General features: G+C 46.8%; 13 protein-coding genes. 6 read left to right on the top strand and 7 right to left on the bottom strand.

What is annotated here, in order from left to right; genetic code table 11:
- Positions 1–56: 56 nt before the first annotated feature.
- Together hflD and mnmA are read right to left on the bottom strand one after the other, a co-directional pair.
- Positions 57–674 (bottom strand): high frequency lysogenization protein HflD, encoded by a 618-nt coding sequence (gene hflD, locus AKL11_RS23165; protein ID WP_095210644.1) that lies wholly within the window; start codon positions 672–674, stop codon positions 57–59.
- Positions 675–709: 35 nt separating this feature from the next.
- Positions 710–1,837 (bottom strand): tRNA 2-thiouridine(34) synthase MnmA, encoded by a 1,128-nt coding sequence (gene mnmA, locus AKL11_RS23160; protein ID WP_067522490.1) that lies wholly within the window; start codon positions 1,835–1,837, stop codon positions 710–712.
- Positions 1,838–2,419: 582 nt separating this feature from the next.
- On the opposite strand from mnmA, the gene icd reads away from it, so the two are divergent.
- From icd to clpA, 3 genes are all read left to right on the top strand, one after another.
- Positions 2,420–3,676 (top strand): NADP-dependent isocitrate dehydrogenase, encoded by a 1,257-nt coding sequence (gene icd, locus AKL11_RS23155; RefSeq protein ID WP_067522487.1) that lies wholly within the window; start codon positions 2,420–2,422, stop codon positions 3,674–3,676.
- Positions 3,677–4,046: 370 nt separating this feature from the next.
- A complete protein-coding gene (clpS, locus tag AKL11_RS23150; protein WP_095210643.1) occupies positions 4,047–4,403 on the top strand; it encodes an ATP-dependent Clp protease adapter ClpS in 357 nt (118 codons plus the stop codon).
- 20 nt (positions 4,404–4,423) lie between these two features.
- Positions 4,424–6,730, top strand: coding sequence for an ATP-dependent Clp protease ATP-binding subunit ClpA (gene clpA / locus AKL11_RS23145; protein ID WP_067522484.1), 2,307 nt, complete (start codon positions 4,424–4,426; stop codon positions 6,728–6,730).
- Between the two features lie 51 nt (positions 6,731–6,781).
- Here the strand turns inward: clpA and infA are convergent, their stop codons facing one another.
- The 3 genes from infA to aat form a co-directional block, all read right to left on the bottom strand.
- Entirely contained in the window at positions 6,782–7,000 is a 219-nt protein-coding gene (gene infA / locus AKL11_RS23140; RefSeq protein WP_034842760.1) for a translation initiation factor IF-1, read from the bottom strand.
- A 132-nt stretch (positions 7,001–7,132) separates the two neighbouring features.
- Positions 7,133–7,840, bottom strand: coding sequence for an arginyltransferase (locus AKL11_RS23135; protein WP_067522482.1), 708 nt, complete (start codon positions 7,838–7,840; stop codon positions 7,133–7,135).
- Positions 7,837–8,556 (bottom strand): leucyl/phenylalanyl-tRNA--protein transferase, encoded by a 720-nt coding sequence (gene aat, locus AKL11_RS23130; RefSeq protein WP_216636839.1) that lies wholly within the window; start codon positions 8,554–8,556, stop codon positions 7,837–7,839. The genes AKL11_RS23135 and aat overlap by 4 nt, the downstream gene beginning before the upstream one ends.
- A 309-nt stretch (positions 8,557–8,865) precedes the next feature.
- Here aat and AKL11_RS23125 point away from each other — a divergent pair, with 309 nt between their 5' ends.
- Positions 8,866–9,267, top strand: coding sequence for a hypothetical protein (locus AKL11_RS23125; RefSeq protein ID WP_067584706.1), 402 nt, complete (start codon positions 8,866–8,868; stop codon positions 9,265–9,267).
- Positions 9,268–9,464: 197 nt separating this feature from the next.
- Entirely contained in the window at positions 9,465–9,749 is a 285-nt protein-coding gene (locus tag AKL11_RS23120) for a 4a-hydroxytetrahydrobiopterin dehydratase (protein ID WP_067522477.1), read from the top strand.
- Between the two features lie 231 nt (positions 9,750–9,980).
- On the opposite strand, the gene AKL11_RS23115 is transcribed toward AKL11_RS23120, so the two are convergent.
- Positions 9,981–10,892 (bottom strand): YiiX/YebB-like N1pC/P60 family cysteine hydrolase, encoded by a 912-nt coding sequence (locus AKL11_RS23115; protein WP_095210642.1) that lies wholly within the window; start codon positions 10,890–10,892, stop codon positions 9,981–9,983.
- A 157-nt stretch (positions 10,893–11,049) separates the two neighbouring features.
- On the opposite strand from AKL11_RS23115, the gene AKL11_RS23110 reads away from it, so the two are divergent.
- Positions 11,050–11,631 carry a DUF1285 domain-containing protein gene (locus AKL11_RS23110; RefSeq protein WP_067522474.1) on the top strand — a complete coding sequence of 194 codons (582 nt, stop codon included), beginning with the start codon at positions 11,050–11,052 and terminating at the stop codon, positions 11,629–11,631.
- Between the two features lie 31 nt (positions 11,632–11,662).
- Here AKL11_RS23110 and AKL11_RS23105 read toward each other — a convergent pair whose 3' ends face one another.
- Complete coding sequence (locus AKL11_RS23105) at positions 11,663–13,327, bottom strand: electron transfer flavoprotein-ubiquinone oxidoreductase (RefSeq protein ID WP_067522472.1); 1,665 nt, start codon at positions 13,325–13,327, stop codon at positions 11,663–11,665.
- Between the last annotated feature and the right edge of the window lie 153 nt (positions 13,328–13,480).

Here is a 13,480-nt window from a genome sequence, read left to right as displayed (position 1 = left end):
AGGATTAAACAATGGACTCATTTGGGTGGTCAGAGCCCATCGTTATTTTTATGGGGTTAGGATGGTAGACGTTTGACGGCGCCCAGCAGCTTATTTCTGCCAATGAATAGATGCCAGCGGCTACCACCGCATTGTCGCCAGAGCATGGCGGAACGAATGCCGGCCAGTAATACAGCGCGAATACGGCTGGCATTCATGGTGTTTTGTAGGTGTCGAGCATCGCCGTTCACTTGAATGCGTGTTTTAAAGGTGCTGATTGTGTCTAAATACACACTGGCGAGACTGGATATCACGTTCTCGTGATTGGAACCAAAGTGATTGGCTTGTTCCTGAGAGCGTGCCAGCCGGGAGCTTATGGTGCCCAGCATTTTTGAGTTTCGGCTGAGCTTCTTTTCGATGTGGATCAGGGCGAGAGCATAACGGACCACATCTCCTTGAATAGCGGAGCTGTTTCTGCTGAGTACTGACTCAAGGGATTTACGCCCTGTGCTTAGATGTTCAAAACCGCCATAGACCTCGGACACACTTTGAGGTGAGGTGATAAAAATGCTGTTGATTGAGGCGTTCATGACCTCACTGTCGCACTGCCCGGTCTTGGCTAGCTTGTCGACGAGCTCTGCGGCCTGGAATACGCCAGAAAGGGCCGCCGCCTGATCCATCATTGAATGTCGCACCGATGCTGTTCTCTGCAGGTGGTAAAGGTTATAAATTAGGAGTAACGAGTTTCAATAACACCGCCGCCAAGGCAGGTTTGATTGTCATAAAAAACCACGGATTGTCCCAGTGTTACGGCTCTTTGAGGCACATCAAACGTCACTTGATATTGACCATTGGCATCCATTGTTAATGTGCACTGTTGATCTTGCTGACGATAACGAACCTTGGCGGTGAGTTTTGCTGGCAATTCTGGAGCAGAGCCGGACACCCAGTCAATATGGGAACAGGTCAGGCCGCTGGAGAAGAGCATTGGATGGTCTGTGCCTTGGCCGGCAATCAAGACATTTCTCTCAAGGTCTTTTTCAAGTACGTACCAAGGCGCTTCACTGGCATTTTTCAGGCCACCAATGCCCAAGCCTTGCCGTTGACCAATTGTGTGGTACATCAGGCCAGCGTGCTCACCAATGATGTCACCGTCTGTGGTTTCAATGGCCCCGGGTTGTGCGGGCAGGTACTGCTTCAGAAAATCCTTGAATCGACGTTCACCAATAAAACAGATGCCGGTGCTGTCTTTTTTGTTATGGGTGACCAGATCGTGTTCTTCAGCAATGCGACGAACCTCTGGCTTCTGAAGATGGCCAACCGGGAATAATGTACGGGCAATCTGCGCTTCATTTACGGCGTGCAGGAAGTAGGTTTGATCTTTGTTGTTATCCGTACCTTTCACCAGATAGCTATGGCCATCTTGATCAATTCGCTGGCAATAATGCCCCATGGCGATGAGATCGCTGCCCAGCGTCATGGCGTAATCGAGAAATGCCTTAAATTTAATCTCTTTGTTGCAGAGAATGTCAGGGTTCGGTGTTCTTCCATTCTTATATTCATGAAGAAAGTGTTCGAAAACATTGTCCCAGTATTCCGCGGCAAAATTGGCTTTGTGCAGCTTGATACCCAGCTTGTCACACACCGCCTGTGCATCTGCAAGATCGGTCATGGCCGTACAATATTCGGTGCCATCGTCTTCTTCCCAGTTCTTCATGAACAGGCCTTCAACCTGGTACCCTTGCTGCATTAACAACAATGCAGAAACCGAGGAGTCGACACCGCCGGACATGCCAACGATAACCCGACCTTTTGTTGAAGAAGCGCTTGAAGATGCGTTTGCTGAAGAGGTTTCCATGCTCACGGGAAAATGCTACTGCCTATGAAAAAAGAGCATTTTACCGTTAAGCCACCGATGAATCTATATGGAGCTAACGTTAGAGGTTTTTGCGGATGCCGGTTTCGTTTTTTAACAAAACTTAATTTATTCCTGATCAAGGATGGTATATGGTATACGCGTTTTTGCAGATGTCTGATTGCATTCGAGTCACAGTCTCAAACCGCCTTGAACGGTAGTATACCAGTGGCGCTTTAAAATTATGGAGTGAGTAAGTTATTTTGGGCAACTGGGCAAGGCGAAGAGACGAGTCATAGCCGTAGCTATGGCGAGGAGCTTCAACGCAGATCCAGTCGATCAGAATGGCTGCGCAGCCCATAATTTAAAAGCAGAATTGGTATAACCACTTGAGTAATGAATGCGTTCGTGAGGATAGATTATCGTTCACTTCGGGGTCAGAAAATGCCAGCCGGTTATCGCATTTTCAAAACAATTGGCCTTGGAAGGGCACGCAGTCAGGCGACTTGCACCTATATAAAGACAAAAAATTAAAGAACCCGGCATTCATCTGGCCAACCCGATGATTAGAGAATGGAGTTAATAATGGGATACCAAAAGATTTCGGTGCCTGCTAACGGTGACAAAATTACCGTCAATGAGGACCTCTCCCTTAATGTTCCAAACACCCCGGTTATCCCTTTTATTGAAGGTGATGGCATTGGTGTCGACGTATCGCCAGCCATGCTGAAAGTGGTTGATGCAGCGGTAGAGAAAGCCTATCAGGGGCAACGCAAAATTGCCTGGATGGAAGTGTATTGTGGTGAAAAAGCCACCCAGGTTTATGATGAAAACACGTGGATGCCAGAAGAAACTCTGGAAGCCCTGAAAGAATATGTTGTAAGTATCAAGGGGCCTCTAACCACACCAGTGGGTGGTGGCATTCGTTCTTTGAATGTTGCTCTGCGTCAGGAATTGGATCTGTTTGCCTGTATTCGCCCGGTGCGCTGGTTCGAAGGCGTTCCAAGCCCGGTAAAAGAACCTGGCAAAACGGACATGGTCATCTTCCGTGAAAACTCTGAAGATATCTATGCAGGTATCGAATGGAAGGCAGGCACTGCTGAAGCTGACAAGCTGATTGCCTTCCTGCGTGATGAAATGGGTGTGACAAAAATCCGCTTCGACAAGGATTGCGGTATTGGTGTTAAGCCAGTGTCCAAAGAAGGCACTCAGCGTTTGGTGAAAAAAGCCATTCAGTTTGCCATCGACAACAATCGTGACTCGGTTACCCTGGTGCACAAGGGTAATATCATGAAATTCACCGAAGGTTCTTTCAAGGACTGGGGTTACGATACGGCTGTTGAGTTCTTTGGCGGTGAACCTCTGGACGGTGGCCCATGGCATACCATCAAGAATCCGAATACTGGTAAAGACATTGTAATCAAAGATGTCATTGCGGATGCGTTCCTGCAGCAGATCCTTCTGCGTCCAGAGGAGTACGATGTAATCGCTACTCTCAACCTGAATGGCGATTATATCTCTGATGCCCTGGCGGCACAGGTGGGTGGCATTGGTATCGCTCCAGGCGCCAACATTGGTGCGCCGACTGCTGTGTTCGAAGCTACACACGGTACAGCACCAAAGTATGCAGGTCAGGATAAAGTGAATCCTGGTTCAGTGATTCTGTCTGCAGAAATGATGCTGCGTCACCTGGGTTGGAATGAAGCAGCTGATTTGATCATCAAAGGTATGGATGGAGCCATTGGCGCCAAGACCGTTACCTATGATTTCGAGCGCCTGATGGATGGAGCAACTTTAGTGAAGTGCTCTGAGTTTGGTGATGAGATCATTAAGCATATGTAATATGCGTTTGATGTTGTGATCACGAAAGCCGGATTTTATGTCCGGCTTTTTTGATTGGGTAAAATCAGGTTTATTCCATTTCTTGATTTATTTTTTCGCTGCTTGTTTTTTGATCGCCTCTCGTTAATATTGCGTCATCAGACAATGGATAGTGTTAAAATACCTATCGTTATTGTCAATTTTTAATGCATGGATGCCAAATCCTGAGATTTTGTCAAAACTTATCCTGGCGTGCCGATCAGCTTTTTAACGCTCAATGAATTTTATGATTGGCCCTTGGTACTAAGACTTAATCGTTGCTTTTGTTGCTCCGGATGCGGTATGAGTAATCAGAAGGTAAGTTTGAATGTTAAGGTTACAGCCATAAACCATGAGTAATCTCGAACTGTTTCGTCTAAGCTTGGATAGAGAGGAAGGTGATCTGGATGCAGATCTGGGTGTCGCTGTAGCCCCGGAGAAAACCAGACTTGCGCCTCCGCCCATGTATCAGGTTTTACTCCTGAACGATGACTTTACACCCATGGATTTTGTTGTTGAGGTACTGGAGAAATTTTTCAGTATGCCAGAGGGAAAGGCGACCCAGACCATGCTGATGGTACACACGCAGGGAAAAGCAGTTTGTGGCGTGTTTAGCAAGGATATCGCAGAGACCAAGGCACAGCAGGTAAATGAATATTCCAGAGAAAATGACCATCCCCTGCTGTGTAAAACAGAAAAGGCCGATTAGCATTTTCAAGGTTGAACCATATGCTCAACAAAGATCTCGAAGCGACACTGAATAATGCATTTAAAGATGCCAGGGAAAACCGACATGAATTTATGACGGTTGAGCACCTCTTGCTGGCTCTTCTCGATAATGAATCGGCCTCAAGAGTGCTGATTTCCTGCGGTATCGATCTCAAAAAACTCCGTCAGGATTTGATGGAGTTTGTCAGTTCCACAACACCTTTAATTCCCGACGGTGACTCTGAGCGTGAAACTCAACCTACATTGGGTTTTCAGCGAGTGCTGCAGCGTGCGGTTTTTCATGTACAGAGTTCAGGCAAGAAAGAAGTCACTGGCGCCAATGTTCTTGTGGCCATCTTTAGCGAGCAGGAAAGCCAAGCTGTTTATTTTTTGAAACAGCAGGATGTTGCCCGAATTGATGTGGTCAATTTCATCGCCCATGGTATTGCCAAAACCCCTGGGCAGGAACTGGAAGAAATTGGGCATGATCTTTCAGAAGAAATGGAATCAGAGCCTGGCAGCTCTGGTAAATCGAAGAATCCATTAAAACTGTACGCTTCTGATTTAAACGAGCAGGCTCGTTTAGGTCGGATAGATCCATTGGTGGGTCGTGCTGATGAAGTTGAGCGTGTTTGTCAGATTCTGACCCGGCGTCGTAAGAATAATCCGCTTCTTGTTGGTGAAGCGGGTGTCGGTAAGACGGCGATTGCTGAAGGTTTGGCTCGTAGAATCGTCGACGGTGAAGTGCCAGAAGTGCTCTCTGAGAGTGTTGTGTATTCTCTGGATTTGGGCTCTTTGCTCGCCGGTACCAAGTATCGCGGTGATTTTGAAAAGCGTTTCAAACAATTGCTGGGTGAGCTGAAAAAACTGGATCATGCGATTCTGTTTATTGATGAGATTCATACCATCATTGGTGCCGGTGCAGCTTCTGGCGGTGTTATGGATGCATCTAACCTTCTAAAACCGATGCTGACATCCGGTGAACTTCGTTGTGTGGGTTCGACGACCTTCCAGGAATTTCGAGGGATCTTTGAAAAAGATAGAGCCCTTGCCAGACGATTCCAAAAAGTGGATATCGTCGAGCCGGATGTAGAAGACACCTTTCAGATATTACTTGGCCTGAAGAAAAAGTTTGAAGAGCATCATTGCATTGAATATCAGGATGCAGCATTAAAAGCTGCCGCTGAGTTGGCAGGGCGCTACATTAATGATCGTCATATGCCGGATAAAGCCATTGACGTTATTGACGAGGCCGGTGCGTATCAGCGTCTTCAGCCTGAAGATCAGCGGAAGAAAGTGATTGATGTTGATGATGTTGAAAGCATTGTTGCCAAGATGGCAAGGATTCCGCCTAAATCGGTTTCTTCGTCTGATAAAGAATTGCTTGGTAAGCTTGAGCGCAACTTGAAGATGGTTGTGTTTGGTCAAGATGAAGCCATTACTTCGCTGTCTACTGCAATCAAGCTTTCCAGAGCAGGATTAAAAGCACCAGAAAAACCGGTGGGTTCCTTCTTGTTTTCCGGTCCGACGGGGGTTGGTAAAACGGAAGTCTGTCGTCAGTTAGCCAAGGCGTTAGGTATTGAGCTGGTGCGCTTTGATATGTCTGAGTACATGGAAGCCCATACCGTGTCCCGTTTGATTGGTGCGCCTCCGGGTTATGTGGGTTTTGATCAGGGCGGTCTGCTGACAGAAGCCATCAATAAAACGCCACATTGCGTGCTGTTGCTGGATGAGATTGAAAAAGGGCACTCTGATGTTTTCAACCTTTTGTTGCAGGTCATGGATCATGGAACACTAACAGACAACAATGGTCGTAAGGCTGATTTCCGTAATGTTATTGTGATTATGACCACCAATGCCGGTGCAGAAAAAATGACCCGAAGCTCCATTGGCTTCCTTGAGCAGGATCATGTTACTGATGGTACTGAGGCAATCAAGAAGACATTTACGCCTGAATTCAGGAATCGCCTGGACTCTATCATTCCATTTGGTGCACTGAATGATGACATCATCAAGCATGTGGTTGATAAGTTCCTGACCGAGCTTCAAGCCCAATTGGATGAGAAAATGGTCCAGTTGGATGTGGATGATAAGGCTCGTAGTTGGTTATCCGAAGAAGGCTTTGATCGCCAAATGGGTGCACGCCCGATGGGGCGTGTTATTCAGGAGCATCTCAAGAAACCATTGGCTGAGCAGATTCTGTTCGGCAAGCTGGCGGAGCGTGGTGGAATGGTGAAGGTGACGGTCCGCAAAGGAAAGTTGCATTTGAAGTACGAACCTACGAAACAGCGCACAACGGATCTCGAAGCGATGGACAGTGGAGAGTGACGGTAGGACGTTTAGACAGTAGATAGAAAAACAGGGGCTTAAGGCCCCTGTTTAACGAGAACGGTAAGTGATGCGACCTTTGGTCAGATCGTAAGGTGTCAGTTCAACCTTTACCTTGTCTCCAGTCAGGATGCGAATGTAGTTTTTGCGCATTTTTCCTGAAATATGAGCGGTGACGACGTGCCCATTTTCCAGTTCTACACGGAACATTGTGTTAGGGAGGGTATCGATAACGACACCCTCCATTTCCAGACTTTCTTCTTTTGCCATTAAATAGCTACCTCAGAGGTGTTAGTACGGCGTGATTGATTTTGCTGGGCATTCTGCCTGAAAATAATTTGTAAAGCAAAGTACCCTTGGTGTATGGCAGTGATTTGTCGCGTTATTTCTGTGCTTTTTTCCTTACTTTAAAAGCTGCCATTGCTGGTTGATGTATAGCTCTATGGGTCGGAATTCAATTTTGTAATTCATTTTCTGGCTGTTTTTGATCCAGTACCCAAGGTGTACGTAATCTATCTGCTGTTGCTTAGCCTGATGAATTAACCAGAGGATACAGTATTTGCCTAAACTTCGGTTTGAATATTTTGGACTGTAGTAGGTGTAGATTGCCGAAAAAGCATTCTGTAATTCATCCACCACAGACACTGCCAGTAGCTCCCCTTGCAGGCGAAACTCATAAAAGGACGTAAACCCGGGATTATCAATCAGAAATGCTGAGTATTGTTCAACGGTTGCCGGGTACATATCGCCATCATGATGGCACTGATTGATGTATTGTTCATACAAGTCATAGTGCTCATGACAATACTCCGGGGTTCGTTTTTCGACCTTTAGATCGCTATTCCTTGACCATACCTTTCTCTGAGTTCTGCGCATGGAGAAATCAGTCGCTGGAATGCGGGATGCAATGCAGGCATTGCATTGGTTGCAGTGCGGCCGGTATAAATGTTGGCCACTCCGGCGAAACCCCAGATTAGATAAATTACTGCAAAGTGCCTGATCGGTGGTGATATTAGGGTCAATAAAAAGGGTGGTCGCCTCTTCATCCGGTAGATAACTGCACTGATGAGGCTGTGTGGCATAAAATTTAATGTTTTTATGTTCACTCATTGTTGATGGTCAATCCATTGCCATGCTTTCTTCCAGTGTGCACCTGTGGGCGTTGTTCGGCAATAGCGGTTGAGATATCCGGTAAACTCCTGTCGAGGCATGGTAACGGCGCCCAGTGATGCAAGATGAGTCGAGTGCATTTGGCAATCAATCAATTTAAAACCCCATTGGTGCAACTGATTTGCCAGCGCGGCAAAGGCTATCTTTGAGGTGTTGCTTTGCAGACTGAACATGGACTCCCCAAAAAATAAACTTCCCAGTGAAACACCGTACAACCCGCCGACTAACGTTTGCTCATGCCAGACCTCGACTGAATGGGCATAACCGGCACGGTGTAAATCAATGTAGGCGGCCATCATTTCATCAGTGATCCAGGTGCCTTCCTGTCTCTGTCGCGAAGTGGAGCAGTGATGGATAACGCCGGAGAAATCATGATCCATAGTGACCTGATACTTACTTTTACGCAGTAATTTAAGCAGGGATTTTGAAATATGGAATTGATCAGGGTGCAGCACCATTCTTTCGCCGGGAGACCACCAGAGAATAGGGTCGTCCTCGCTGAACCATGGAAATATTCCCTTATGATAAGCCTGTAGTAATGTATCAATGCTCAGGTTCCCGCCAACGGCCAGCAGTCCGTCCGGTTCATCCAATGCTTTTTCAGGATCAGGGAAGAGAATGTTTGAATCTGCCAGCAATGTCAGAATTTCTTGCATAGTTTGTGGCTTGCCTTTGTTAAAAACTGCGTTAAAAAGGTTGTTAAATCAGGCTGGCCGTGTAAACTGATGTCCGTTAAAACATGGCCTGATACAACTATTTTGCAGAGCAATGCTTTTATTGTCCAAATTAATGTATTAGAATGCCACGCCTAATCTATTTGATACTCTGCTTTCTGCCAGCCGCTTAATGAAGAATAATTCAGATCTACTTAATTTTTCTACCGACACTACTGTGTACTTTATGTGCGCTGGTGCAAGTATTATCCCTTTTTCTGACAAATGAATTTCCTGGAGGAAATCACATCTATGGGTACCCTGAGCATGGGCGGAAATATTGATACCAACAATGAGATGGATATCATTGAACAGCAGCGTCTTGCCGCTCTTATTGAAATTACAGAGCAGCACAACAAGGAAGTCAGTCAGCTGAAATCCCGTCTGGAAACAGCGGAAAAGAAAGCTGAAAAGTCTGCAGCCCAGCTGAAAAACATGGAGAGCGAACTGAAGGAGTTGCGCGCCAGCAATCCTGATCGCATGAAGAAGCAGGTGAAGCGTCTACAGGAGCAAAACCGCACCCTGACCGGCGAAAATGCAACACTGAAAACCAAGCAGAAGCAATTGACTCAGCAACTGAACACCGCCAATCAGGAGCTGGAGCAGCTGAAAGCTGAATCCGAGAAAACCGAAGAGGCTGAAGCAGAAGCCTGATTCTGGTCTTGGAGTAGGCCTATCGCAGCGTCTATTCCCAATAACCGGCAACCACTCAATCCCATGCTTTGTGTTGTTGCCGGAAGTATTGATATATTCCCTTTTCCTTGCACAAATTCCTTTCCTGTTGCTGGCATCCCTTCTATCCTGTGAAATCAATCATTAAGTTCATTTGAGCTTTCAGCGGGAGCGCATACATGAAGGATTGGAACATTTGTCGATATGATGATATCGAGCATATTGAGCGCACTTACGCCTTTAAAAAGTATTCCACGGCGCTCGCCTTTGCCAATGCCGTTGCCTGTTTGGCTGAGTTGAATGGGCATCATCCCCGTATGGTTGTTGAATGGGGCAAGGTTGTCGTTGCCTGGGGGACTCATCAGTCAAAACAGGGGAGCGGTGTTTTTGAGAAAGACAGAGTGTTGGCTCAACGCTGCGATGAGCTGTTTGAGCAGCTGTTGCGCCCAGTCATAATCAGTTAACAAGTAAAGATATTCTTAATATCGTGAAAAGATATTAAATTCGAGTGGATGTATTAGAAATTTGATCCATAATTACCATGCTGATTTTGATCGACTCCCCCCTACGATTGAATCAGTCTTGGTCTATATGACTGTGGTACGTTGATTGTGTGCCAGATGTTTACTCCTAAATGGTCTTAGCCCGTGCCTTCTTCCCCCAGAAGCGCGGGTTTCTTTTTGTGTGGCTTTTGTTCAGTGGATCGGGCCTTGCTGATCAGGGGTGTTTTCGATTTTTTCGTTGATTGGATTTGATGGTAAACCATCTTCTTGCAGCTGCTGCATTTGAAGAGATGACATGTAAATATCCGCTTCTTTACCTTCAAGTATTCCATGCCCATGCCAGGGCAGTAGACGGTAGTCAGAATGATGTGCGTAATCCAGAAATGGGTACTTTATGATCTGGAAATAAGGTGAGTAATCAAAATCGCTGGGCGTGCATAGTTTGGGGTTGCGCTGAAATAACTGAACACTGGACTCGGAGCTTTGTTTGACCAACGGCAGAATGGGAAATTGAATAAAGCTAAATGCTTCGGCGATCATCGTTGAGCAAACGGTTTTGGTTTCCTGTCCGGGCGCATGATGAAAAAGAGAGGAGCCAAAACGTTTTGGCAGGAATGAATAAGGAAAGAAAAATCGAGCAAGATCCAGGATTTGTCGAACGTTATAATCCATCCCCAGCCTGCTGACCGCGTAATGCAATGCTTTCTGGCTATCAGGGTAGCTCAACCCCTTGGGGCGACAGATTCTTAAATGTTCACCTTCATAAACACTTAATGGTCGAATGGCGGTACCGACGCCCAGTTCACTTTCAATGATTAATTGTTCGTCCGGGGCGCCATCATAGGATTCGCTGATTCTTAGCCTGACTTGCTCATCTTCAATATCATGGATTCGGCCAATGTACAGCATGGCGTGAGACCAGGGGCTCTGAGTCATCTGCTTGATGACCTGACTGACTCGGGTTCGACCCTCAAGCAGTAGTACATCGCAGGGCTTTACCTCATGACGAATGCGCTCAAAATCACACAGAGCTGCGTGTTTTTTCTGGGTATTGTGGCTAAGCCAGCGAGTGAGGTATCCAGCGAGTATCTTAAAGAGCTTCATTATGAGTCCATAAGCCTGTTTTTTATTACTTTATGTTAGCATTTCAGTGGGTATCGATTTTAAATAGTCATATAAATTGACTTTAAATCTGTATTCTTAAATAGCGGCGATGAATAATGATTAATGAGCCGTAACAGGTATTTTGTGGGAGGCCTAAATGGATGAAGTCAGCGGTATTGAGGGTGTGGGTAAATCCCTACAGCTCCTGAAAAAGCAGAAAGGGTTGCCGCCGGTACACTCATGGAACCCGCCGTTTTGTGGCGATATCGATATGCGCATCGATCGTGAAGGGCGCTGGCACTACAACGGTTCTCCAATTGCCAGAGAGAAAATGGTTTCTTTATTCGCCACAGTTATGCGTCGGGATGATGATGACTACTACTTGGTTACACCGGTGGAGAAGGTGCGAATTCAAGTGGAAGATGTACCTTTCGTGGTGATTGCTGCGGATGTGCAGGATGGTGAGGCTGGAAAAGAGTATCACCTTACAACAAATATCGGTGATCAAGTGGTTGTCGGTAAGGGTTCGCCAATACTCTCTGGGGAGCGAGCAGGCTTTCTGGCTGACATGTTATACGTTTTGGTTCGTGATCGATTGTATGCCCGAGTGAATAGGAATGTTTTCTATCAGTTGGTGAACGATGCGCAAGAACGAGTGATTGAGGAGGGTGTTGAGCTTGTGGTTTCCAGCGGGGGCGAGTTGTTTTCGATCGGAGTGTTAAAAGAGGAGGGCGAATGAATCGCCCTCACTGTCTTATGGCGTAATCGAGTTACATATTTGGATAGTTTGGACCACCCGCACCTTCCGGAGCGACCCAGGTAATATTCTGGGCGGGGTCTTTAATATCGCAGGTCTTGCAGTGAACGCAGTTCTGACTGTTGATCTGGAATCGCTTCTCTCCACTCACATCATCCAGCACGATTTCATAAACGCCGGCCGGGCAATAACGCTGAGCGGGTTCATCAAACATAGGCAGATTCTGAGTAAGAGGAATTGTGTCATCGGCCAGCTTCAAATGACATGGCTGATCTTCCTCGTGATTGGTGTTCGAGAGGAAGACAGAGCTCAATCGGTCAAAAGAAATAACACCATCCGGCTTTGGATAGTTGATTGGCGTGCTTTCAGCCGCAGGCTTTAAGGTCGCATGATCCGGCGTCTTATCTCTCAGAGTAAACGGAAGTTTGCCATTAAAGATGTTCAGATCCGTAAAGGCAAACGCGGCACCAAGAATGTTGCCAAACTTGTGCATAGCTGGGCCAAAGTTGCGCTGCTGATACAGCTCTTTATAAAGCCACGAATCTTTAAAGGCTTGATCAAAGCTTTCCAGCTTTTTGCCGCCCTCATCACCAGAGTCGATAGCCTTGAACACTTCTTCTGCTGCGATCATGCCGGATTTCATGGCGGTATGAGAGCCCTTAATCTTGGCGCCATTCATGGTGCCAGCGTCACAACCAATCAACAATCCACCAGGGAATGTCATTTCCGGCAGTGACATCGGGCCACCTTTAGCCAAGGCTCTGGCACCATAAGAAACCCGCTTACCGCCTTCCAGATACTGTTTGATCACAGGGTTTTGCTTATAACGCTGAAACTCTTCAAAAGGGCTCAGGTGGGGGTTGGAATAACTCAGGTCAGTAATCAGGCCTAATACCACTTGATTGTTTTCCAAGTGATAGAGGAAGCCACCGCCAGTGGATTCTGTACCCGCAACGGATAGTGGCCATCCCGCCGTGTGAACCACCAAACCTGGCTGATGTTTGTCAGGGTCAATATCCCACAGCTCTTTAATTCCAAGGCCATAATGCTGAGGATCGCTATTGGCATCCAGATCAAAATGACTGATCAGCTGCTTGCCAAGGTGGCCTCGACAGCCTTCAGAGAACAGCGTGTACTTGGCGTGGAGCTCCATGCCTGGCATATAGCTGTCTTTCTCTTCGCCAGCCTCAGAAATACCCATATCACCGGTGGCAATGCCTTTAACACTGCCATCGTCGTTAAAAAGCACTTCCTGGGCAGCAAAGCCCGGGAATATCTCAACGCCCATGGCTTCGGCTTGTTCCGCCAGCCAGCGGGTCAGGTTACCAAGGCTGATAATATAGTTGCCTTCATTGTGCATGGTTTTCGGCACAAAAAGGTTGGGCACTTTTATAGACTTGGTCTCGGAGCGGAGTACAAAAATATCGTCCGCTGACACCGGTGTGTTCAGTGGTGCTCCTCGGTCTTTCCAGTCCGGGAACAGTTCATTTAATGCGGTGGGTTCAAAAACGGCACCGGACAAAATATGAGCGCCGACTTCAGAACCTTTTTCAACAACGCAGACAGCAAGCTCTTTCTCTTGCTCCCGGGCCAGTTGCATCAGACGACAGGCGGCCGATAAACCCGAAGGGCCGGCACCCACGATAACGACATCAAATGCCATGGATTCGCGTTCCATGATCAGCTTCCTCCCTGTCGGAGTGTTATTTTCTAATGGTTATGGCAAACACTGAAGACGGTCTTTTCTACTGCCGTTTTCAAACAAGTGTTTGAATTTTCTTGGCATTATAATCAGTGTTTACCGAAATGAGCAATATTGTTGCCTATATTT

Origin of the sequence: Endozoicomonas ascidiicola, assembly GCF_001646945.1 — a bacterium.
Lineage (GTDB): Bacteria > Pseudomonadota > Gammaproteobacteria > Pseudomonadales > Endozoicomonadaceae > Endozoicomonas > Endozoicomonas ascidiicola.
Note: the sequence above shows the minus strand (reverse complement) of the source record. Positions and strands in the feature narration are given on the sequence as shown.

Excerpts from the sequence above, each read along its gene's own strand:
- AKL11_RS23120 (WP_067522477.1), top strand. The coding sequence starts at position 9,465 with ATGAAGGATTGGAACATTTGTCGATATGATGATATCGAGCATATTGAG.
- AKL11_RS23135 (WP_067522482.1), bottom strand. The coding sequence starts at position 7,840 with ATGAGTGAACATAAAAACATTAAATTTTATGCCACACAGCCTCATCAG.
- infA (WP_034842760.1), bottom strand. The coding sequence starts at position 7,000 with ATGGCAAAAGAAGAAAGTCTGGAAATGGAGGGTGTCGTTATCGATACC.
- clpA (WP_067522484.1), top strand. The coding sequence starts at position 4,424 with ATGCTCAACAAAGATCTCGAAGCGACACTGAATAATGCATTTAAAGAT.
- icd (WP_067522487.1), top strand. The coding sequence starts at position 2,420 with ATGGGATACCAAAAGATTTCGGTGCCTGCTAACGGTGACAAAATTACC.
- mnmA (WP_067522490.1), bottom strand. The coding sequence starts at position 1,837 with ATGGAAACCTCTTCAGCAAACGCATCTTCAAGCGCTTCTTCAACAAAA.
- AKL11_RS23115 (WP_095210642.1), bottom strand. The coding sequence starts at position 10,892 with ATGAAGCTCTTTAAGATACTCGCTGGATACCTCACTCGCTGGCTTAGC.
- aat (WP_216636839.1), bottom strand. The coding sequence starts at position 8,556 with ATGCAAGAAATTCTGACATTGCTGGCAGATTCAAACATTCTCTTCCCT.
- AKL11_RS23105 (WP_067522472.1), bottom strand. The coding sequence starts at position 13,327 with ATGGAACGCGAATCCATGGCATTTGATGTCGTTATCGTGGGTGCCGGC.
- AKL11_RS23125 (WP_067584706.1), top strand. The coding sequence starts at position 8,866 with ATGGGTACCCTGAGCATGGGCGGAAATATTGATACCAACAATGAGATG.
- clpS (WP_095210643.1), top strand. The coding sequence starts at position 4,047 with ATGAGTAATCTCGAACTGTTTCGTCTAAGCTTGGATAGAGAGGAAGGT.
- AKL11_RS23110 (WP_067522474.1), top strand. The coding sequence starts at position 11,050 with ATGGATGAAGTCAGCGGTATTGAGGGTGTGGGTAAATCCCTACAGCTC.